The sequence below is a fragment of the Nocardia sp. NBC_00508 genome (assembly GCF_036346875.1).
In the GTDB taxonomy this organism is placed as follows: domain Bacteria; phylum Actinomycetota; class Actinomycetes; order Mycobacteriales; family Mycobacteriaceae; genus Nocardia.
Window position 1 is genome coordinate 346,428 of the sequence record NZ_CP107852.1, and the last position, 19,992, is coordinate 366,419.

General features: G+C 67.5%; 22 protein-coding genes. 8 read left to right on the forward strand and 14 right to left on the reverse strand.

Features of this window, described 5'->3' with window-relative positions:
* Positions 1-49 precede the first annotated feature (49 nt).
* Entirely contained in the window at positions 50-1,114 is a 1,065-nt protein-coding gene (locus OHA40_RS01370; protein ID WP_330231247.1) for a fused (3R)-hydroxyacyl-ACP dehydratase subunits HadA/HadB, read from the forward strand.
* Here OHA40_RS01370 and OHA40_RS01375 read toward each other — a convergent pair whose 3' ends face one another.
* The 11 genes from OHA40_RS01375 to OHA40_RS01425 all read right to left on the reverse strand — a co-directional run bounded on the left by OHA40_RS01375 (position 1,115) and on the right by OHA40_RS01425 (position 12,801).
* Positions 1,115-2,167 carry an LLM class flavin-dependent oxidoreductase gene (locus OHA40_RS01375; protein ID WP_330231248.1) on the reverse strand — a complete coding sequence of 351 codons (1,053 nt, stop codon included), beginning with the start codon at positions 2,165-2,167 and terminating at the stop codon, positions 1,115-1,117.
* 42 nt (positions 2,168-2,209) lie between these two features.
* The gene (locus OHA40_RS01380) at positions 2,210-3,253 is read right to left on the reverse strand and encodes an alpha/beta hydrolase (RefSeq protein WP_330231249.1); all 1,044 of its coding nucleotides are present in this window, start codon (positions 3,251-3,253) and stop codon (positions 2,210-2,212) included.
* Positions 3,250-3,651, reverse strand: coding sequence for an acyl-ACP desaturase (locus tag OHA40_RS01385; RefSeq protein ID WP_330231250.1), 402 nt, complete (start codon positions 3,649-3,651; stop codon positions 3,250-3,252). Before OHA40_RS01385 ends, OHA40_RS01380 begins: the two co-directional genes overlap by 4 nt.
* Before the next feature lie 58 nt (positions 3,652-3,709).
* Complete coding sequence (locus OHA40_RS01390) at positions 3,710-4,654, reverse strand: transcriptional regulator (protein WP_330231251.1); 945 nt, start codon at positions 4,652-4,654, stop codon at positions 3,710-3,712.
* A gap of 593 nt (positions 4,655-5,247) precedes the next feature.
* Positions 5,248-5,829 (reverse strand): Rv1733c family protein, encoded by a 582-nt coding sequence (locus OHA40_RS01395; protein WP_330231252.1) that lies wholly within the window; start codon positions 5,827-5,829, stop codon positions 5,248-5,250.
* Positions 5,811-6,470 (reverse strand): TetR/AcrR family transcriptional regulator, encoded by a 660-nt coding sequence (locus OHA40_RS01400; protein ID WP_330231253.1) that lies wholly within the window; start codon positions 6,468-6,470, stop codon positions 5,811-5,813. The genes OHA40_RS01395 and OHA40_RS01400 overlap by 19 nt, the downstream gene beginning before the upstream one ends.
* A gap of 110 nt (positions 6,471-6,580) precedes the next feature.
* On the reverse strand, positions 6,581-7,531 hold the full coding sequence (locus OHA40_RS01405) for a helix-turn-helix domain-containing protein (RefSeq protein ID WP_330231254.1): 951 nt from the start codon (positions 7,529-7,531) through the stop codon (positions 6,581-6,583).
* 90 nt (positions 7,532-7,621) lie between these two features.
* Positions 7,622-8,479 (reverse strand): helix-turn-helix domain-containing protein, encoded by an 858-nt coding sequence (locus OHA40_RS01410; RefSeq protein ID WP_330234488.1) that lies wholly within the window; start codon positions 8,477-8,479, stop codon positions 7,622-7,624.
* 260 nt (positions 8,480-8,739) lie between these two features.
* On the reverse strand, positions 8,740-9,804 hold the full coding sequence (locus tag OHA40_RS01415; RefSeq protein WP_330231255.1) for a fused (3R)-hydroxyacyl-ACP dehydratase subunits HadA/HadB: 1,065 nt from the start codon (positions 9,802-9,804) through the stop codon (positions 8,740-8,742).
* 190 nt (positions 9,805-9,994) lie between these two features.
* Positions 9,995-11,398, reverse strand: a complete 1,404-nt coding sequence (locus tag OHA40_RS01420) for a lipase family protein (RefSeq protein WP_330231256.1) — start codon at positions 11,396-11,398, stop codon at positions 9,995-9,997.
* A 227-nt stretch (positions 11,399-11,625) separates the two neighbouring features.
* On the reverse strand, positions 11,626-12,801 hold the full coding sequence (locus tag OHA40_RS01425) for a lipase family protein (RefSeq protein ID WP_330234489.1): 1,176 nt from the start codon (positions 12,799-12,801) through the stop codon (positions 11,626-11,628).
* A gap of 345 nt (positions 12,802-13,146) precedes the next feature.
* Here OHA40_RS01425 and OHA40_RS01430 point away from each other — a divergent pair, with 345 nt between their 5' ends.
* Positions 13,147-13,389: a hypothetical protein gene (locus OHA40_RS01430; RefSeq protein WP_330231257.1), complete on the forward strand. Its 243-nt coding sequence runs from the start codon at positions 13,147-13,149 to the stop codon at positions 13,387-13,389.
* A gap of 10 nt (positions 13,390-13,399) precedes the next feature.
* Here the strand turns inward: OHA40_RS01430 and OHA40_RS01435 are convergent, their stop codons facing one another.
* Positions 13,400-14,479 (reverse strand): lipase family protein, encoded by a 1,080-nt coding sequence (locus OHA40_RS01435; protein ID WP_330231258.1) that lies wholly within the window; start codon positions 14,477-14,479, stop codon positions 13,400-13,402.
* 293 nt (positions 14,480-14,772) lie between these two features.
* On the opposite strand from OHA40_RS01435, the gene OHA40_RS01440 reads away from it, so the two are divergent.
* The 4 genes from OHA40_RS01440 to OHA40_RS01455 all read left to right on the forward strand — a co-directional run bounded on the left by OHA40_RS01440 (position 14,773) and on the right by OHA40_RS01455 (position 16,870).
* Positions 14,773-15,288 (forward strand): DUF2599 domain-containing protein, encoded by a 516-nt coding sequence (locus OHA40_RS01440; protein WP_330231259.1) that lies wholly within the window; start codon positions 14,773-14,775, stop codon positions 15,286-15,288.
* Between the two features lie 33 nt (positions 15,289-15,321).
* Positions 15,322-15,996, forward strand: a complete 675-nt coding sequence (locus OHA40_RS01445) for an NAD(P)H-binding protein (RefSeq protein WP_330231260.1) — start codon at positions 15,322-15,324, stop codon at positions 15,994-15,996.
* Positions 15,997-16,044: 48 nt separating this feature from the next.
* The gene (locus OHA40_RS01450) at positions 16,045-16,347 is read left to right on the forward strand and encodes a putative quinol monooxygenase (RefSeq protein ID WP_330231261.1); all 303 of its coding nucleotides are present in this window, start codon (positions 16,045-16,047) and stop codon (positions 16,345-16,347) included.
* 295 nt (positions 16,348-16,642) lie between these two features.
* A complete protein-coding gene (locus OHA40_RS01455) occupies positions 16,643-16,870 on the forward strand; it encodes a hypothetical protein (protein ID WP_330231262.1) in 228 nt (75 codons plus the stop codon).
* 249 nt (positions 16,871-17,119) lie between these two features.
* Here OHA40_RS01455 and OHA40_RS01460 read toward each other — a convergent pair whose 3' ends face one another.
* Together OHA40_RS01460 and OHA40_RS01465 are read right to left on the reverse strand one after the other, a co-directional pair.
* The gene (locus OHA40_RS01460) at positions 17,120-18,007 is read right to left on the reverse strand and encodes a helix-turn-helix domain-containing protein (protein ID WP_330231263.1); all 888 of its coding nucleotides are present in this window, start codon (positions 18,005-18,007) and stop codon (positions 17,120-17,122) included.
* Between the two features lie 90 nt (positions 18,008-18,097).
* Complete coding sequence (locus OHA40_RS01465) at positions 18,098-18,319, reverse strand: DUF397 domain-containing protein (RefSeq protein ID WP_330231264.1); 222 nt, start codon at positions 18,317-18,319, stop codon at positions 18,098-18,100.
* Positions 18,320-18,639: 320 nt separating this feature from the next.
* On the opposite strand from OHA40_RS01465, the gene OHA40_RS01470 reads away from it, so the two are divergent.
* Together OHA40_RS01470 and OHA40_RS01475 are read left to right on the forward strand one after the other, a co-directional pair.
* A complete protein-coding gene (locus OHA40_RS01470) occupies positions 18,640-19,437 on the forward strand; it encodes an SAM-dependent methyltransferase (protein WP_330231265.1) in 798 nt (265 codons plus the stop codon).
* Positions 19,438-19,660: 223 nt separating this feature from the next.
* Complete coding sequence (locus OHA40_RS01475; RefSeq protein ID WP_330231266.1) at positions 19,661-19,891, forward strand: hypothetical protein; 231 nt, start codon at positions 19,661-19,663, stop codon at positions 19,889-19,891.
* The last annotated feature ends 101 nt before the right edge of the window (positions 19,892-19,992 follow it).

Sequence of the window (19,992 nt, forward strand, 5' to 3'; positions counted from 1 at the left end):
TCACCGAAGCCCGTCGAAATCGCACTGTTTTCGCAATACAGGAGCAACCATGAACGAGACCGCCGTGAATCCGGCTGATCAGGCGAGGGCGCTCGTCGACCATCGTTATCGTTCCGCCGTCCCCTACGAGGTGGAAAGGGAAAAGATCCGCGAATTCGCCCGTGTCGTCCGGGATTACCATCCGGCGCACTGGAGCGAGGCGGCCGCAGCCGAACTCGGTTTCGCTGGACTCATCGCACCCGCGACCTTCGGTTCGATAATTCTCACCAGGGTGCACCGCGAAATTCTGCATACGCTGATCACCGGGTACGACCGGACGCGGATTCTGCACGCGGACCAGGTATTCGATTTCGGCAGGCCGCTGGTCGCAGGCGACCGCATCACCTGTGACGTCTATTTCGAATCGTTCCGGCACTTCGGCGACTACGACGTCCTCGCGACCAAGACCGCGCTCATCGACCAGGACGGCACGGTGGTGCAGACCGGCTCCACCGCGCTGCTCGCACGTGTCGGCGGACGCGACCCCGGACTGGCCGAGGCGGTGCGCACTGTCGTCATGGGTGACGGCTCCCCTATCGCGACGCGACGCGGCCGCACCGAAGTGGTCGTCCCGGCCGCGTTCGACCGCCTCGCGCCGAAACCGACGCGCCGAAACCTCTGGACCGAGCGCGGTTTCGCCGATCTCACGGTGGGCACGGAACTGCCCGCGCGCACCGTACGCCTGTCTCGCGGGGACCTGGTCAACTACGCCGGGGTGACCGGCGACTCCAATCCGGTGCTGTTCGACGAGCGGATCGCCGTCGCCAGCGGTCTGCCGACCGTGGTCGCACCGGGCATGCTGAAACTCGGGCTGGCCACGTCTTTCCTGAGTGCTTGGCTCGGCGATCCCACGGCCCTCACCCGTTTCCGCGCACAGTTCGCGCACAACACGCACTACCTGCGCATTCCACCCTTGGCCGCAGCCGCGGTCGAGTTTCGCGGCCGGGTCACCTCGATCGATCCGCGCAGGCGGCGCGCGACCATCGCGGTCGCCGCATGGGCCGAAGGGCGCAAGCTGTTCGGCTATGCGGCCGCCGAAGTGCTGTTCCCGCAAGCGGTTCCGGCCGCAGGCTGATCAGGCCGCCGCTTTGGCCCGTCCCCGGTCCGGCCCGCCGACCCGGGCGGGGTCACGCAGCAGGCCGGTGAGCAGCGCCAGCCTGTGATGCGACGCCAAGCGGGCCGCGCGGTCGTAGGTACTGGTATGCACAAGGATTTCGTCGGCGCCGGTCCTGGTCACCAACCGCTCCAGCTGGTCGGCCACCTCGTCCTCGGTGCCGTACAGATGCCCCCGCAGCCCCTCATCGAAGATCCGGCGCTCCCGATCGGTCATGCTGCGCGACTCGATCTCCGATGGCGGGATCAGGGGCGGGAATTCACCGCGCGTGCGGGCGTGCGTGGCCGACCATGCCTCCGGCAGCAGCAGCCGATACGCCTGCGCGGTAGTGTCGGCGATGACGATCGATCCCGCGACCACCACGTAGGGTTCCGCGCCTGACATCCCGGGACGGAACTCGGCGCGATAACGCTCGATGGTCTCGACCATGCGGTCCTCGCCGCCCACCGCGGCGATCACCAGCGGTAGCCCGAGCCGGGCGGCGCGCGCGGCACCGGAACCGGTCGCCAGCAGGAAAGCCGGAACCCGCAGTCCCTCCGCCGGCCAGGCGTGCACGCCCCGATCGCCCGCGGCGAAGTACGCCAGCAACTCTGCGAGTTGGGCGTCGAAGTCCTCGGCATCGCGCTTGTCGTGCCCGAGCGCGCGCCGGACGCCGTCGGTGAAACCCACCGACCGGCCGAGGCCCATATCGATGCGTCCCGGATACAGCGACTCCAGCACACCGAATTGCTCGGCCACGACCAGTGGCTGGTGATTGGGCAACATCACGCCGCCGGTGCCGATCCGGATCCGGGACGTCGCCGCGGCCGCGGCGGCCGCGAGCACCGTCGGCGCCGAACCCGCCACGCCGGGCACGCTGTGGTGCTCGGACACCCAGAAGCGGTGATAGCCCCACTCTTCGGCGAGCCGAGCGAACTCGACGGTCTCGCGGAGCGCGGCCGGATGGCTCTGGCCGCGCCGGACGCGCGAGCGGTCGAGGACGGAGAACCGGACAGACGAGAGCGCCGAGGTCATACCGATGTCAACGCCGTGCGGCCGCGTGGATTCCGTGCCCGCTCAGGCGGGCGCTGGCAGCCCCAGCGCCGGCGCGAGCACCTGCCACGCCTTCGGCAGCTGCGCCTGGAAATCCGGCCAGGTATGCATACCCTGGCCGGAGTACTCCACGGTGGCGGGAATCTCCAGCTCGGCCAGGCGAGCAGCGAACCGCTCGGTGCACGCACGGGCGCCCGCCTCGAGCGCCGCGCCGCCACCCGCGGTGCGCAGCGCCTCCGCGATCGTCGGGGAGCTCGCAACGGCCACCAGGTCTGCGCCGGTAGGGAGTCCGGTGGCCGCCGACAGATAGATCGCGGTGTCGCGCAGCGCTTCGGCATGCAGCAGACTGTCGTGCGCGGCCCATTCCGGTGAGGTCGGCGGGCCCCAGAGGTTGTCGACATCGCCGCCGCGCGAGGCGACGGTGATGGTGGTGACGGCGTGACCGAGCGGGTCGGCGGTGGAATAGCAGCCGCTCATCCCAGCGACGGCGCGATACCAGCCGGGGTGGCGCTGGGCCAGCATGATCGCCGCCTGCGCGCCCATCGAGACCCCCGCGATGGCGCGGCGCCCGTCGGTGCGCAGCACCGATTCGACGATCGGCGGCAGCTCGGTGGTGAGAAAGGTCTCCCACCGATTGAGTCCCAGCGCGGTGTCGTGCCGGACCCAGTCGCTGTACATGCTGCCGGTGCCGCCGCCGGTCAAGACCACGTCGACCGGCTTGTCCGCGAAGAACTCGGCGGCTCCGCCCTTGGTCAGCCATGCGGAGGTGGCGTCGCCGTCGACCCCGTCGAGCAGGTACAGCACCGGCCTAGGCCCTGCTCCGCTGCCGCGCAGCACGTCGACGGTGATGATCCGGCGCATCGCCGACGAGGCGATCGCCAGCCGTTCCCGGCGCGGCGCGACTTTCTCGATCGAGATCAATCCGGTCCGGGTCATCCCGGGATCGACGGCAGGCGGCGGGTCCGCCGGTGGCGGCGGGGCCGGCGTCATCGGCACGGCCAGCACGGGAGCAGCCGCCGCCGCGGCGATGACCGCCATCGCCGCGGTGACCGGTCCGCGTGGCCTCATCGGACCGCGGCGGCCCGTTCCGCCTGCCGGGCCGCGGCGCGTTCGCGCTGTTCGTCGAATCGTCGCGCCCGGATCTCGTGTTCGTCCAGGGCCCACCGGCTCAGCCGGGTATCCCACACCCCGTCGAGGGTGCACGACTTCGAGATCTCCCGGTGATAGGACGGCAGATTGTTCTCCGAGCGCAGATTCGTGATCATCGAGATCTGCGTGACATCGGAAATTTCGGATCGACCGTAGTCCCGATCAATGGCGAGGGCGGCGAAACTCCGTCCGTTGTCCCCTAGCAGGTAATCGTGCGGATTCCAAGCCTCTGGCTTGTGCAGATGGTCGTTGAGCAGGCGTTCGATGGCGGACTCGAGTTCGCGCGGAATATAGCGATCGGACAACGCGGTGGTCACTCGCACTCCTTACCTCGCCCCCGACATCAGGGCATAGTCGACAATAGCGGACGAAATGTCATGCGGAGCGTCCAATTACGTGATTGTTGGGCGGGGTGACGATGCTCATGTGCCCCGGCTGGGGTAGCTCACAATCCGGCGTGTCCCCCATATCGGCCACCCGGTATAATCCCGGCGGAGTGTCCGCCGCCCGCAGCCGGTCCAGCAGTTCGTGCGCGCGACCGGCGAGTTCGGGGATGTGCGCGGTGCCGCCGGTCGCGAACGCGGCGGTCAACGGCACCTCGGCGGCGTCGCCGACCATGGCCAGCACCTCCTCGGTCATGGTGAACGATCCGGTGCGGGCGATCGCGTCATCGAGCGGCACCAGCACCGTGCCGCCCGCGGTGGACAGCACCGACAGCGCCCTGGAGCCGAGCGGACCAGCCAGCGCGGCTTGCACGCGGCGGAGTTTGCGGCGAGCGGCGATCGCGCCCGCGCCAGGTCTTCGCTCATCCGGGTGCGCCGGAATTCCCAGCGCCACCACCTGGTACGACCGCGCGATCGGAATGCCGGTCGCCCTGGCGAGCTCGCCGACCACTTGCCCCCCGAGAAGGGCCGAGACCAGCGTCTGAGCGGCGGTCTGATGTTCCCGGGCGACCGCGCGATGCTCGTCGACATACGCGGTCGACGCGGTAACGGTCACCATTTCCAGCACGCGGACCACCAGCCGCGCACCGGCGAGAAAATGATCGGCCCGCTCGTCATCGACCTGGTCGGCGAGGAATTCCAAGGCGTTTCTGACTTCGTCGTGATACGCGCCCAGCACCGTTTCCAGTGCGATGCCCTCACGCGCCCAGCGCGCGGCGCAACCGGCGATCTCCGGAGGCTGCCCCTCGCCCTGCGACGTGCGTGGGGGGAGGAGTTCGGCGGCCGCCGCCAAACAGTTTCGGGCGGCGGTCGCCACATCGCCGCGCGCATCGTGGCCGGAGCGCTCGGCCAGGTGTGTGACGAGTTTCGATGTCAACGTCTCGGTACTCGTTCTCGGCTTCCTGCCCATCATGCCTTCCGAAGGCTAGCCGCTGATCGTGATGAAATCGAGATATGTTCCAACGAATCAGGTAACTCATCAGGGGCCGCCCGACGTGTTGGGCGGAATCACAAGCACTCCGAGCCAATTCGGCGGCACACAGTGCCCGCATCGCCAGGAATTCTGCGCCGCCGCAGTTTTCGGATTCACCCATGGCCCGGCTCCGGTCTCCGCGGGATGCGACGCAGCGCCGACCGCGCATTCCGGCGCTGCGTCGTGGTCACCCTAGAGCCGTCTCGGCCGTCCTGAGAAGTCCCCCGCCGCGCCCTCGGGACGGTTCATCGGCACCGATGACCGCGATGGTGACATGGCACAAATCGCGGCGTGTCGTCCGATTATGTTGTGTCACAACGCAACCAGGCGTCCGTCGTGGAATCTCCGATGATCCGCGCCGAAACGGGCGAACCCGCTCGCGGATGCTCTACTGTCGCAGCAGTGCCGGACCCTCGTTCGCCGCGTTGTGGCCCGGCACGCGACGTGCCCGCTGCGCGGGTCCCTACCCCCGCCCGGCGGGCACGCCGCACTCGCCCTCAGCCGTGCCCCCAAGTGAGGTCTGCGGCCACCCACTCGGATTCCCATTGCCGCAGGCGCCGCCGGTCCAGGCCGCGACGCAGCAGCCAGTAGGTACCCGCGAACACTACCGAGACACCGAGCAGCGCACCCGAGGTGAGCAGCACCGCCTTGCTGGCGGCCTGCGTCGCCGACGGCGGCTCCACGACGGCTCCGTCTTCGTTCAACCAGATCGACACGGTGGAACCCGGCTCCACCACCGTGGTCGACTGGTAATCGCTCGTGTGCGTCACGCCTTCGGCATCCTTCCAGGACACCCGTGCGGGCACGACCGGCGCGTACAGCGGCGCTTTTCCGGTCTCGATCACGGTGGCGTCGACCTGGTGCAGCCGTGCCGTTTCGGCCTGCACCGCGGCCGTTTCCACCCGGTAGACTCCGCCGCCGACGGTCACCGCCAGCACCGGAACGACGATCAAGAACACCAGGGCGAGCAGGGCGGCCACCCCGGCTTGCACGCGGTCTTCCCTGCGGCGCAGCGGATTTCGGTCCAGTCCGACGCGTCGGCACGTCCGGCGGTACATACTCACCGACCCGGTAGACATGACGGTGACTCCTCGTAACGGATTTCGGCAGTGAGGGTGACGAGGGTGTCGAAGAACTCTTCGACGAGGCCGGGCAGGCCCTTCGGGTCCGGGCCCGCCGCCCAGCTCTGCAACGCCGCGAGCAGCAAGCCCGCACCGGCGCCGACGGCGGCGGCCGGACGTGGATCCGTCAACGGATCCACCCCCAGCCTCGCCGCGATGATCCGGACCGATTCGCGCTGTCCGTCGATCCGGATGCGCTGATAGCCGGCGAACAGCTCGGGCTCGTTGTCGAAACGCTGGAACAGCGCCCAACGCCGCGCCAGCAGTGCGGCGCGGGCGCCCCCGTACTCGGTGGCGAGCCAGTCGTGCACGGCGTTGCGATAGGCAACCAAGGGCGGCTCGGGCTCGGGACGGCGGCACAGCGCCTCGTTGAACAGGTGCACGTCCTGATCGACATCGCCGAGAATGGCCTCCTCGATGGAGGCGAAGTGCCTGCTGAAAGTGCGCCGGGCGACACCGGCCCGCACCGCGATGTCCTCGACGGCGACCGCGTCGAGCCCCCGCTCGGTGAGCAGGTCGAACGCCGCGCGCGTCAGCGCCTCGCGGCTGCGCCGAGTGCGCAGCCGACGACCGTCCAGACCGACACCGTCGTCGCTCATGACCACAGCCTACCCCCTATTGTCCCACTGGGACAATACTTCACTGTGACCCGACCCACTCCGACACCCGACCCCACTGCCGTGCAGCGAGGCGCGGTCCCGGCTCCAGGTCACGTCTCCGAGTGGCCACCGGGTTCGTCGACGGTAGGCGGGACGCCGTCGCGCAGCGCTTCCAACAGCCGCCGCGAGTGCTCCGGTGGCGCCGCGAGTACCGAAAGCTGGTTGAGCACAGCGTAATACGCATCCAGATCGGCGATCTTGTCCAGATAGAGTGCGCCGGTCAGCTGTTGGAGATAGACGATGTCGGGCAAGTCCGTCTCGGCGAAACGCAACACGGTGAAGGCACCGTCGGCGAGCGCGGGCCCACCGACGTGGTCGGCCAGGATCTGGATCGTGATGTGCGGCTGCTGCTCCGCGCGCAGCAGATGGTCGAGCTGGGCACGCCACACGGTGGAGCCGCCGATCCGGCGGCGCAGCGCGGCTTCCTCGATGATCATCCACAGCTGTGGCGCTTCCGGCCGGGACAGGATCTCCTGTCTTCGCATGCGCAGCGCGACGCGACGCTCGATCGCCTGCGCCGACTCACCCGCATGGGCCAGGCCGAGCACCGCGTGGGCATATTCCGGCGTCTGCAGCAGCTCGGGCACCGACCGCGGTTCATAACCGCGAATCAACCGTGCCGCCTGCTCCAAGCCGAGGTAGGTGTCGAACCACTTCGGCAGCCAGTCGTTGTCCCGCGCCCACCAGCCCGACGCGTTGGCCTGCCTGGCCAACTCCAGGTACCGCTCCCGCTCCTCGGCATCGGTCACCCGGTAGAGATCGAGCAGGTCGACCAGATCACGTTCCCGACAGCCGGTGCGGCCGAGCTCCAGCCTGCTGATCTTCGAATGTGACCCGCGAATGGCCTCGCCCGCGGCTTCGCGCGTGATCCCTCGGGCCTCGCGTAGGCGGCGCAGCCGCCCACCCAGCATCATTCGGAGCACCGTTGGCCCGCCGCCGGCCACCGGACGGTTGCCGGACCCGGGCGAATCCGTCGCCTGTCGTACCTTCGAAGGAGGCATCTCCCGAGTGTGCCATGGGCTCCCGGTTGTCAGCTACGGCCGAAAGGCCCTGTACGCACGGGTATTCATCGTTCGCGCCGCTGGATTCGGTCAGGCGGTACCCGACGGTCGATCCATGGTTTCCGGCTGGCGCTCGCGCAGCGCCGCGACGAGTTCCCTGGTGTACTCGGGCGGCGCGGCATGCACCGAAAGCAGATTCGCCACCGTACGGTAGGCGGCGAGATCGGCATGCTTGTCCAGATACAGTGCACCGGTGAGTTGCTGCAGGTAGACGATGTCGGGCAGATCCGCCTGGGCGAAACGCAGCATGGTGAACGCCCCGTCGGCGAGCGCGGGACCGCCGACATGATCGGCCAGCACCTGCACGGTGATATTCGGTGCGGCCGCGGCCCGCAGCACCTGCTCGAGCTGGTCCGACCACACTTGCGATCCGCCGATCCTGCGCCGCAGCGCCGCCTCTTCGACGATCAGCCACAACTGTGGCGGGTCGGGTCTGGTCAGAATCCCTTGGCGGCGCATACGCAAGGCCACGCGCCGTTCGATCGACTCCTCGTCCTCATGGGGATGAGCGAGCACGAACAGCGCGCGGGCGTAGTCGGGAGTCTGCAGCAGTTCCGGTATCACGCGCGGCTCGTAGCAGCGGATCAATTGTGCGGCCTGTTCCAGCCCCAGATAGGTGTCGAACCACTTCGGCAACCAATCGGAGTCGCGATGCCACCACCCGGAGGTGTTGGCCTGCTTGGCAAGTCGCTTGAATTCGGCAAGCTCGTCCTCGTCGGTGACCCCGTACAGCTCCAGCAGATCGACCAGATCTCGTTCCCGGAAGCCGGTCCGTCCCAGCTCGAGCCTGCTGATCTTGGAATGCGAACCGCGGATCGCCTCGCCCGCCTCCTCGAGCGAGATACCGCAAGCCTCGCGCAGCCGTCGCATCCGCCCACCGAGAATCATCCGCAAGGCCGTCGGGCCACCCTCGACGGCCGGAGCCGCTGTGCGAGTGATTGTTTCATTCCGAGTCCGCACCGCCGAAGCACGCATGTATCGAGTCTCCCATGTGCGTTCGCCACACTCCAGCACCAACCCGGGTGGAATGACGCGTATTCGCAGGTGCAAGCACATTCGCAAGATCATCGGACCGGAGCGGCGCTGGGCCGCAACGAATCCGCTGGGCCCGACCGGCGCCCGCCGCCGATCCCGGCCGCGGGCGCAGATCAGCGCAGCAGCACAGTCGCTGTCGCGCGACCGAACAGCTTGCGCCCCCCGGAAGTGGCGCCCAACGCGATGGTGGCGGTGCGACGCTCGGGATCCAATTCTTTGATCCGGCCCCGGAATTCGATCGCACTCGCCTTCGTCGAAGGAACCGGGGCGAACGACGCGAACCGGACCCCGTACGTCGCCAGCGCGGCTGGATCCCCCAGCCACGACGTCAGATACCCGGCGCCGAGCCCCATCGTCAGCAGTCCGTGCGAGACGACGTCGGGCAACCCCGCACTCCGCGCCACCAAGTCACTGAAGTGGATCGGATTCGAATCACCTGATACGCCAGCGTAATTCACCAGATCGCCACGCGTGAGCTGCACGGTCCGCGGAACGAGCTCCATCCCGACGGACAACTCCTCGAAAACGGGAACCGATCGCGGCGTCCGAGGTTCGTCGGACGAATCCGGTTGTGCCGGTTCGTCGAAGCACTCGACCAGGCCGTTGTCCTCGTCGGCCGTCCGAGTGGCCGCCGCGTCCGACCGGTCGGTCGCGGACTGACCGGTCATGATCACGCCCTCGACGGTGTCGCGTAGATCGGCGGCCAGCTCCACACCGGTCTGCGCCACCGCGGTGCTGTACGCGGTCTGCAACACTTCCTTGTGCTGGTTGGTGAGCACGTTCTTGGTGACCATGAAGTCCTTGTCACCGAATTGCCGGAACGACTCGATATAGGAGTCGCACCGCAGCTGGTCCCCCGCGACGATCGGGCGGTGCACCTGGATGGATTGCTCGGTCTGCAAGACCTGGCCGAGGTCGTAACCGGCGAGCACGGACTCGAACATCTTGCGCTGCACCAGCAACAGGACGATCGAGGAGAAAGTGGGCGACGCGATCAGCCCGTCGAAGCCCAACTCCGCGGCGGCGTCTTCATACCGATGCGCGGGGTGGTCGTCCTGCAGCGCTCGCGCGAACTCGCGGATCTTCTCGCGCCCCACCTCATAGTGGTCCGTCAGGCGGTAATGCCGTCCCACCAATGCCATTGCCTGTTCGGACGCGGTGGTCGTGATGTTGTCCATGTGCCCTCTCGCGAATTCGTCTTCACCCCGCCCAGAACGGCCCACCGTACCGAAGCCGCGATGGTGCTGCAGGCGCACCTTCGCCAGATCTGGGCATACGAACAACGGACCGAAAGGGGGATCGGGTCGCGGCATCATCGCGATAGCAGGCACACCGGGCTACCGGATGCCTCCCGGCGCCGTCACACGGTCAGCATTCGTCGGGCGCTCGAGCCCCACGCAACCGGTCGTCCAACCAGACCATGGCTTCCGGATAGCCGAGTGCCCCCGCGATGATGTGCTCTCCGAGAACACTACGGTACACCGCGGGCACTCCGAGGCGGCACTGCTCCCGGTAGAGGTTGCGCGCGCCCTCGGCCGGGATCCAGAACTCCTGCTCGCCGTTGTAGATATACAGCGGGGTCGCCGACTTCATGTCTTCCATCTTGGTCACCCGATAGACGTCCGCGGCCAGCGTCGAGTGCAGCGGATCGGGGTAGTTCGCGGCGACATCGATCGGCAGCATCAGGATGCCCGCCAGTCCATAACTGCTGCCGCACATGTCCTTTACCGGCGAGGTCGCCACCCATTGGGCGAGATTGTTCATCCTGGCCAGGATCTCCGGCCGCTCGCGGCCGATCCCGAGCACCGCGCCCATGAACACCGCCGACGCGAGATTCCCATTCATGCTGCGGGCCAGGATCTCGTAGTCCGCGGGCACCCCGCCCAGCGCCGCGCCGACGATCACCTCCGCCAATTCCGGTGCGTAACCTGCGATCAGCTTCACCGCCCCATGTGTCGCGATCGCTCCCCCCGAATATCCCACGATGCCGAACTTGCTGGCGCCGAACTGTTCCGGCAGCAGTGCACGCACCGCCCTGATCGAGTCCAGCACCGCGTGACCGGCCACGAACGGTTCGGCGTAGGCCATCGACGGCCCCTCATGGTCCGGGATCAGCACGGCATATCCGCGCAGCGCCGCGATGTGCGTCGTGGGCGGCACGAAGTCGGTGATGCTGGTGTCCGAGTGGAGTCCGTGTGCCAGGGTGTAGCCCGGGGTGCAGATACGGCCGAGGGCGTCGATCGGCAAGTTGTTCACCACCACCGGTCGCGGGCCCGGTCCCGGCCAAGCCGCCGCGGGAACGATCAGCGTCGCGGTGGCGTACGAAGGCGCGCCGTGCGCATCGGTCGTGCGGTACTTCACCAGCAGGGCGCGCCGGATCGGCAGCAGCATCAGCGGCGCGGTCGTCGCGCTCACGTCGCGGGCCTCGATGACCTGGCCCTCGGTCAACTCGTCGAGGTTCGCGGGGCGGAGATCGAATATCGGGTCACCGACCGGCGCGGGCAACGTGGCCACGCGCAGAGCGGCCAGGGACGGCGACAGTGTGGTCGCCTGGTGCGCAGGCGAACTCGGCTCCGGCAGCGGCGCGATGGGGGGCGGTGGAATCACCTGATCGATGAGTTGCTGCAACCCGGGCAGCAGGCCACCGGGCGGCGGGAACACACCCGACACGTCGGGCAGCGGCGGGGCAGGCTGCGGTTCCGCAGCGGCGGGACCGGCCAGGACCGAACCGAGGACGAGCAATGCGACGGCAACGACAGGCAGAGATCTCATGGCACACGCCTTTGGGTGCGACGGCTGGTTGCTCTGGCACCCGGGCGATACGGCCTCGACCCCCGAATCTCCCCTGTCAGACCGGGAGCCAGGACGTCAGGCTACGTCAGTACCCGCGACTCGGGACGTAAAGCGCCCGAGTTGTGTTGTCGCGTATCCATATCGCAACAACCGGCCGAGACCCGTGCGGAGCGAACGGGTTCGGCTCGGCGGTCGCATGTGTTCGATCAGCAGTTGCTCGGCGCAGGCTCCCCTCGGAAACGGGCATCCAGCCAGTTCAGTGCCGCCGGGATGCCGAGCACCGCCGCCGTCAGGTGGTCGGGCACCGGGATCTGCTCGGACTGCACCTTGGCGCCGGCGGCGCACCACCGCTTGTCGGTGTTGACCACCGAGTCGATCGGGATGAGCCCGTCGATCGGCGAATGCCATTCGAACACCGGCGTCTCGGGCACACCGTCGTAGAGCTCGAGGCTGTTCTCCTCGACGACCGCACGCGCGGAGTTGTCGTTCATCATCGAGGTCGTCTTGGCGAAGTCCAGCGCCCCGCGTCCGGCGCCCGTGGCGAGGATGTCGTTGGTGCAGCTGTTGGCGATCTGCGCGCGAGCCGCGAGGCCACGCTCGTTCAGCTGGTCACTGAGCGGGAAGCGCTGCGGATACTCGCGTTCCAGCCCGAAACCCGCGGCCAGCGCGAGCCCGAACACCGGGTGCGCGTTCAGGCCGAGTCCCTCCAGCATCTTCACCAGATTCATCGGCACACCGCCCATGGCCGCGCCGGCGATGTCCAGTTCGGGCGCGTACTTCGGCTGCAGAGCGGCCGCCCACGCGGTGGCCATGCCACCGCCCGAGTATCCGACCATGGCCACGGGACTGCGCTGCACCCCGAGCTCGCCGACCTGCTTCGCGGCGCGAATACCGTCGAGAGTGATCTGCCCACCGAGTTTGGCTGCGCCGTAAGCGAAGTTGGGGCCGAGGTGGTCGGGCAGCGCGACGCTCCAGCCGCGGGCGAGCAGCACGTTCCAGCCCGGCGCTTCCCGCACGATCAGATTGGGGTCACCGGTGTAGAGGACGCGCGAGACCGAGCAGTCCGCGCCGAGCCCGTTGATGATGTGCTGGAGCGACAGCAGCGGCCCGTCCGGACGGTGTGACTTGGGGGTGAGCACCGTGGTGGTCGCCGCGATCGGCTTCCCCTCGGAATTGGTCGACCGGAACCGCACCACGGTCACGGTGGTCTCCGGGAAGATCGCCAGCGGTGGCATCACCCGGGTCGCGATCACATCGCCCGGCTTGCGGTCGGCGATGTCCGCGGGTGTCTGATAGAAGGGATCCGGATCCGGGGTCGGGTACAGCGGCGCGCTGGTTGCCGCACCGGCCATGCTGAAGACCAGCGCCAAGCCCGCGGCCATCGCGCCGATCGCACGTGCGAGACGTCGTCGCCCCACTCCCCTAACCCGCAAACGTGGGTCCTGACTCATCGAACGTGTGCCTCCTGAATCGTCCAACGCTGTAGATCATCCTCGGCAACATCACCCGCGTACGGCACCCGCCAACGCGAACGTGCTGACAATTCACAAGTTTGGGGTGCAGTGCCGGTGACCGCGGCACGCCCCGGCCCGTGACTGTACCCCACCGCCGGGTGCCCGATCTGTGACATTTCCAGCCGATAATCTAGAACATGTTCTCAGCATTGGCAGCCCTCTACCGTCATTCCCACGGCGCGGCTGCCGCGCCGGCCGGAAGGAGACGGTGGCATGGACGGCACTGCGCGAAGACTCGCTCACTGCGATGACACTCAGGAGACGCCGACCCGGCGGATCACTGTCTACTTCGACGGACCCACCCCCGAGGACGCATTGATCCTCGAGTACTCGGCGACTCGGACCGAGGCGTGGGAGTTCACCTCGGCCGCCGTGCACGCCGGGCTCACCGTCACCGTTGACGGCGAGGTTCGACCCGACCTGCGCAGGCTACCCTGCCGATCGCTCTGGCGCTGAGTACGCGAACTCAGGGCCGATCCAGCACCGCGCGCAGGAACGCGAGCGCGTCGGGAAACGCTTCGCGGGCCGCGCCCAGATGATCACCGGGATACCAACCCACCCGCAGATCGGTTCCCGAGGAGCGCAACTGCGCGATCAGCTCGAGCGTCAGAGGCGCGGGCACCTCCAGGTCCGTCAGCCCCTGACCGAGAAACAGCGGCACGGAGTAACCGTTCGTCGGCACCCGCAACATCGCGCGCAGGGCAGCCAGCAGCGCGGGATCGTCCAGTGGCCGCGACAGCATGGCGCCGATGCCGATGGCGGAGACCTTCGCGTCCGCCTCGGCCACACACTCCGATTCCACGATCCGCAGCACGTCACGACCCACCGGCGTCAGATAGCTGTCGATTTCGAGTTCTGGTGCGCCGGAACGCAATCCGGCAAGCAGCATGCCGAGGTAGGCGGTGGTCTTCTGCAGTGGCAGCCGCGGCATCCATGGTCCCGCGAGCGGAACCATCAGATCCAGATTCGACGGCACCCCGGTTGCCGTCACGCCGCGCAGCTCCAGCTCCGGCGCGTCGCCGGGCCCGATGTGGGCGGTGAACAGTGCGGCGTGCCCGCCTTGGGACTGGCCGAACACCGCCCAGCGCGTGCCGAGCGCGGGGGCGATCGCGCGGGCGGCGCGCACGCCGTCGACGATGCTCCGGGCTTGCGCTGGACCGTCCAGGTAAGGATGGATGCCGGGCGTGCCGAGCCCCACGTAGTCGGAGACCACGACCGCGTACCCCGCGCGCAGCAGATCCGGGTACACCGATGTCAGGTAGTAGTCCCTCGGTTGCAGTGTGAACGCGCAGTGGTCGGCGATACCCGACGTGCCGTGCGCGTAGGCGATGATCGGCCACCCGCCCTCCGGCGGCCTGCCTTCGGGCAGATACAGCACGCCCGTGCTCTGCATCGGCCCGCGCGGGCCTCGGGACCAATAGGTCAATCGCTCGGCCGTCACGGCTCCCTGCACGTGCAACCGCCCGGCCAGCTCCACCAGATCCGTCACGGTCCCCGGCGCTTCGCCCACCCGCGCGTCCGCGGGCCCACCCAGGGCGACCGTCATCGAGACCACGACACTCGCCGCCCCCGCCATGATCCGTCCACAACGCATGACCGACTATCTCCAGCCCGAGCCGCACCGGCAAGCCACCACAATCGGTGGCCCAGCCGACGGCCCGGCACATGTGGCCGCCCCTGGCCCGACGCAGGCTATCGACGCACTTCGTCGCCGCCGCCTTCGAACGGCCTCGGCCACCGCTCGGCCCGCGCGGGCTGCGGGGGACCTCGTCCGGCTGCTCCCACTAAGCTCGGGAGAGCACGCCCGACGGTGCCGAGGAGAGCACAGGAGGTTCGACCGTGGCGCAGCGGTACCCGCATCGCCTCGTCTTCCGGCGCCGGGCCGCCGCCCTGTTGTCGGTCGGCCTGCTGCCGCTGGCGGCGGCTTGTGGTCCCGACGAGCCCGCGCCCGTAACGGGCACGACAACGACCACCGTCACCCCGACCTCACCGGCATCCCCCGTCCCGACAACGCTGGGCGCGATGCCCTCCGCGGACCCTTACGCGGGACAGCCGCTGGTGGACCACGTCACCTGGACCGAAACGATCGACGGCCCCCGGCTGCTCGTCTTTCCCACCCAGGCAGGGCGGCAGACCACCTTCCCCGGCTCGGACGAGCGGGCGTGGCAGGAGGTCCTGGCCCGGTCGGCGGACGCCGGCGTGCCCGGCATGCGCGACCAGTTCCTCTGCCATTGGGCATGGGCCCGGCTGGTCCAACCGGCCAAGCCGAGCTGGAATTTGGAACCCTGGCGTCCGGCGGTCGGTTATCCGGCCACCGTCGAAGCACGCTGCAATCCCGGCGGCCCCGAGCGCTAGCGCCGGCGCCGCCTCGACCGAAAGGAGCGATCCATGCGCGTCGTCATCGCGGGCGGACATGGGAAGATCGCGTTGCTGCTCGCCCCCTTGCTCACCGCGGGCGGCCACGAGGTCGCCGCGCTCATCCGCAACCCCGAGCACGCCGGTGAGGTGCGCGCCGCCGGCGCCGAGCCAGTGGTGTGCGACCTGGAAAAGGTCGCCAGCGACGACCTGGCGGACGTCGTAAAAGCCGGTGACGCGGCGATTTTCGCCGCTGGCGCTGGTCCGGGCAGCACCGTGGAACGCAAGTACACCGTGGATCTGGGCGGCTCCGTACGGCTCGCGGAGACTGCGGAGCGGACCGGAGTGCGCCGCTTCCTGCAGATCTCCACGATGGGCGCCGGCCATCCACCTGCGCCCGGCACCGACGAGGTGTGGGCGGCCTACGTCGATGCCAAGACCCAGGCCGAAAACGATGTGCGACGGCGGGATCTGGACTGGACGATCCTGCGGCCCGGCGTGCTGGTCGATTCCCCTGGCACCGGACTGGTGACACTCGCCCCGCCGCCGGTCGGGCGCAGTGCCGTCCCCCGCGCCGATGTGGCGGCCGCGCTGGCCGGACTGCTGCCCGCCGCGCACACCTTCGGTACGACGCTCGAACTCGTCTCAGGCGGCACCCCGATTAGCCAGGCGATTGCGCAGTTGGCCGACCGAGCCGGGCGAACGTAGCTGCCACCCTTGCCGATTGACGCCAACGGTCACGATGGGAGAACAACCGTGTTCAGTCGTATCGTCTCGATGAAGATCCGCCCCGGCTCCCGCGCCGAGTTCCTCGCGGCCATATCCCGCAGCGCCGACGCCTCCGTGCGGACCGAGCCAGGCTGTCTGCGTTTCGACATCTGCGCAGATCGGGTGGACCCGCACCGCTTCTTTCTCTACCAGCTCTACACCGACGACGAGGCGGCGGAGGCACACCGTTTCACCGAGCATTTCCTCGCCTGGCGGGAGGCGGCCGATCAATTCGTCGAGCCGGGTACGCAGATCGATTACAGCACGGACGTCCTGTTCGGCCGGTACTGAATTTCTATCGCGAGCACTACGTCCGCAAACCAGCGCGGGTGAAATGTCCACTGCGCACGTGCAATCGATCGTGCAGATGTGCTTGCATCTGAAAGGTTCAGCGACATAAACTCAGTGCCGCAACGCTTTACAGGGGACCACAAGGGGAGGCCGTGTTGGCGAGCCGAAGGCCGAAGTCGCCGTGGGTTTGCCGCCGCCGAACATCAGGGGCATTCGAATGAAACAACCACTCAGCGGCCGCAGGCTCGGATCAGCCGACGCCGTACTGGCCGACCAGCCAGCGAACGATAGAAATATGAGCACATCGCCGGCCCGAAGCGGCCACACGAACACCGCGTTCTCCCGAGAAACCGCTGTGGCGTATGTCATCGACGCCGTCGAATCCACCGGGGCGGCAACACGGCACGACTTCGATATCGAACGAATCGTCACCATCGCACACGCGATGGCCGACGATTGGGATCTCAAAGCATTACAGCCCGCGACTTTTTGGCGAATCGCCTCCAGCTTCATCAAGCAATGACACCGGCCCGCCGTCCGATGCCCGGCGGGTAACAACCGAATAATCGCCCTGTGCCACAAGCACTTCCGTCGCACAACCGCCCGTCGCCGTGCGCCGATCGCCGAGCGCCATCGGTGCCGGGCGTTTGCCCTTGCCGCCGTCATTTCCACCGGTAAACGGGAAGATCACACGCCGAAAACCACCGCCGTTTCCGGGGTGGCCGCTCGACGTCTTCGGTTGTTCAGCAGTTCGACCCGCCGCCGTGCGCTCTCAGCGACCGGCGGCGTACTTCTCGATGATCTCGATCGACTTGTCCGGGCGCTCGGCCTGGACGCTGAGCCGGTCCATGACCGACAGATAAAGCGCCAAGTCTTGCCGCCGTTCCAGATACAGCGCACTGGTCAGGTGTTCGAGGTACACGATGTCGGGGAGTTCCGCTTCCGCGAAACGCAGGATGCTGAAGGAACTACCCGCGGCGGCATGCTCGCCCGCGGAATAGGGCAGCACCTGGATCGTCACGTTCGGCAGGTTGGCGAGTGTGATCAGATGCAACATCTGCTCCCGGTGCACCTGCGCGCCACCGACCGGCCGGTGCAGCGCGGCCTCGTCGATCACCGCCCAGACCACCGGCGGGTCCGGCCGGAACAGGATTTCCTGCCTGCGTTGCCGCACCGCGACCCGCCGATCCGTTTCGGCGTCCTCGTACCCGAGCGCCACGACCGCCCTGGCGTATGCGGGCGTTTGCAGCAGGCCGGGCACGAGATGCGCCTCGTAGGTGCGAATCTTGCTCGCGGCCTGTTCCAGACCGAGGTAGGTGCCGAACCACTGAGGCAGCAGATCGTTGTAGCGATGCCACCAACCGGGCTCGTTCGCCTGCCTGGCCAGTTCGAGGAACGACTCGCGTTCCTCCGGATCGTGGACGCCGTACAGGGTCAGCAGGTCGCGAATGTCGCGTTCCTTGAAGCCGGTGCGGCCCAGCTCGAGACGACTGATCTTGGCGTGCGAACCCCGGATCGCATCACCCGCGGCTTCGCGGGTGATGTTTTTCTTCTCCCGAAGTTTGCGCAACTGGCCACCCAATGCGATACGTAGCACGGTCGGACCACGTTCTGCGACAATAGATTGCACGCGGCCATCGTCATCGGGTTCAGCGATCATCGAGTTCGTCTCCGATACTCCGGGGGTTGCCCACAGTGTGTCACAACCATCGGTCGCGAGACACACCGCACCGACCGCCAATGCTACCGCTCAGCTAGTCAAATAGTCGAACTCTCCGGCCTTCGCGCCACGGACGAACGCATCGATCTCCGGACGCGTGTAGAAGATGACACCGCCTTCCGGATCCCGCGAGTTACGCACCGCTACCTGCCCGTTGGACGCTTCGGCCAGCTCGACGCAGTTGCCGCTCGGATTGCTGAAGGAACTCTTGCGCCAAGTCCCGATGATCTTGTTGGTGGATGTATCCGACATCTTGCCCACTCCTCGGTTACCGCAGTTCGGCGAATCGGTTCGTGCAGATGCACGCTCAAACGTTCTTGCATTTGCACTGACACCGGACGATAGCACGAGGTTCACCCCTTGCGCGCCTGCTAATTCGGGCCAACTGGACAGGAATGTGAAACATGACCGCGTCGCGGTGCAAACACCGTGATCAGCTCGCCGATCCCACCGGCCGACGCCACACGAATCTTGTACTGTCACAGTGCACATCGGATGTACCAGTCAGTCGCGACACCCAGCGCCCACCCGCACGGCCGTGCCGCGGAAACGTTTCGCGAGGAGTCCCACCCATGCCCGAAGACCACAGCCCGCTCATCCGGACCGACATTCCGCACTCAGCGCGGATCTGGAACTACTGGATGGGCGGAAAGGACTACTACGAGATCGATCGCATCGCCGGAGACGCGGGCATCGAGGTCGACCCCGATATCACCACCATGGCGGTGCAGTCGCGCCAGTTCCTCATCCGCGCGGTGCGCTATCTCGCTGGTGAGCAGGGCATCCGCCAGTTCCTCGACATCGGGACCGGCCTGCCCACCATGCAGAACACCCATGAGGTCGCGCAGAGCGTCGCGCCCGAGTCCAAGATCGTCTACGTGGACAACGACCCGCTCGTGCTCACCCACGCGCGGGCGCTGCTCACCAGCACCACGCCCGAGGGTGTCACCACCTATGTCGACGCCGACTACCACGATCCCGAACGAATCATCGCCGATGCCAAGAACGTCCTGAACTTCAACGAGCCGATCGGTGTGATGTTCATGGGCGTGCTCGGCCACGCGAAGACCTATGACGCCCTCCTGCGGATCGTGCGGACCGTGCTGGATTCGGTGCCCTCCGGCAGTCATCTGGTGATGTGGGACGGCACCGACGACAGCAAGGCGTATGTCACGCTGTGCGAGAACTACACCGGCACCGGAGGAACTCCTTACGTCCCCCGTCCCCAGGCTCAGATCAAGGCCGTCTTCGACGGTCTGGAGTTGGTGGAACCGGGCTTCGTGTCCATCACTCAGTGGCGCGCGTCCGAGACCGAGGTGGGCGAGATCCGTCCCATCTCCGCCTACGGTGCGGTGGCTCGCAAACCGTAAGCCCCCCTGAACACCAAACCGCAAGCGGCACAGCGGCGGTCGTCGGCTCGGGGCCGACGATCGCCGCCGATTTTTTCTCCGACCGATCGTGCAGATGTACTTGCATCTGTAAGTGACGGAGGCATAGACTCGGGTACGAAATCCGGGAGGTACGCAGGGAGTTCGAGCCGGCGTCGCCATCACGTCAGCCTCCCACCGCACGTCGGACGCAAGGGGCAGTCGAATGAGCCAGCCATTTCGAACTCCCCATCCGGTTGCCGTCATCGCCGGCGCCGAGCCCTTGCGTCAATACCCCACACCGGATTTTTCCATGTCCGACTGCGGGTTCGAGCCACGTGGCCTCACCTACCGGCAGGCCCGCGATATCCTCCATGCCCATGAGGTGCACGGCCCGCAGTGCAGGCAGTGGCTGGCTGCGGCGGCCTACCTGTCCGCCGGGCTGGACGACGAGTAAGTTCTCCGAAATCTCCTGACGCGCAGCGGCATTCATCGTCGGCGCAAAGCCTGCACTTTGCCGTCGCGCCGGGTCGCACCGGCCGCAACCCTCCGCGTCGG

Excerpts from the sequence above, each read along its gene's own strand:
- OHA40_RS01370 (WP_330231247.1), top strand. The coding sequence starts at position 50 with ATGAACGAGACCGCCGTGAATCCGGCTGATCAGGCGAGGGCGCTCGTC.
- OHA40_RS01375 (WP_330231248.1), bottom strand. The coding sequence starts at position 2,167 with ATGACCTCGGCGCTCTCGTCTGTCCGGTTCTCCGTCCTCGACCGCTCG.
- OHA40_RS01380 (WP_330231249.1), bottom strand. The coding sequence starts at position 3,253 with ATGAGGCCACGCGGACCGGTCACCGCGGCGATGGCGGTCATCGCCGCG.
- OHA40_RS01395 (WP_330231252.1), bottom strand. The coding sequence starts at position 5,829 with ATGTCTACCGGGTCGGTGAGTATGTACCGCCGGACGTGCCGACGCGTC.
- OHA40_RS01400 (WP_330231253.1), bottom strand. The coding sequence starts at position 6,470 with ATGAGCGACGACGGTGTCGGTCTGGACGGTCGTCGGCTGCGCACTCGG.
- OHA40_RS01405 (WP_330231254.1), bottom strand. The coding sequence starts at position 7,531 with ATGCCTCCTTCGAAGGTACGACAGGCGACGGATTCGCCCGGGTCCGGC.
- OHA40_RS01410 (WP_330234488.1), bottom strand. The coding sequence starts at position 8,479 with ATGATTCTCGGTGGGCGGATGCGACGGCTGCGCGAGGCTTGCGGTATC.
- OHA40_RS01415 (WP_330231255.1), bottom strand. The coding sequence starts at position 9,804 with ATGGACAACATCACGACCACCGCGTCCGAACAGGCAATGGCATTGGTG.
- OHA40_RS01420 (WP_330231256.1), bottom strand. The coding sequence starts at position 11,398 with ATGAGATCTCTGCCTGTCGTTGCCGTCGCATTGCTCGTCCTCGGTTCG.
- OHA40_RS01425 (WP_330234489.1), bottom strand. The coding sequence starts at position 12,801 with ATGGCCGCGGGCTTGGCGCTGGTCTTCAGCATGGCCGGTGCGGCAACC.
- OHA40_RS01430 (WP_330231257.1), top strand. The coding sequence starts at position 13,147 with ATGGACGGCACTGCGCGAAGACTCGCTCACTGCGATGACACTCAGGAG.
- OHA40_RS01435 (WP_330231258.1), bottom strand. The coding sequence starts at position 14,479 with ATGACGGTCGCCCTGGGTGGGCCCGCGGACGCGCGGGTGGGCGAAGCG.
- OHA40_RS01445 (WP_330231260.1), top strand. The coding sequence starts at position 15,322 with ATGCGCGTCGTCATCGCGGGCGGACATGGGAAGATCGCGTTGCTGCTC.
- OHA40_RS01455 (WP_330231262.1), top strand. The coding sequence starts at position 16,643 with ATGAGCACATCGCCGGCCCGAAGCGGCCACACGAACACCGCGTTCTCC.
- OHA40_RS01460 (WP_330231263.1), bottom strand. The coding sequence starts at position 18,007 with ATGATCGCTGAACCCGATGACGATGGCCGCGTGCAATCTATTGTCGCA.
- OHA40_RS01465 (WP_330231264.1), bottom strand. The coding sequence starts at position 18,319 with ATGTCGGATACATCCACCAACAAGATCATCGGGACTTGGCGCAAGAGT.
- OHA40_RS01470 (WP_330231265.1), top strand. The coding sequence starts at position 18,640 with ATGCCCGAAGACCACAGCCCGCTCATCCGGACCGACATTCCGCACTCA.
- OHA40_RS01475 (WP_330231266.1), top strand. The coding sequence starts at position 19,661 with ATGAGCCAGCCATTTCGAACTCCCCATCCGGTTGCCGTCATCGCCGGC.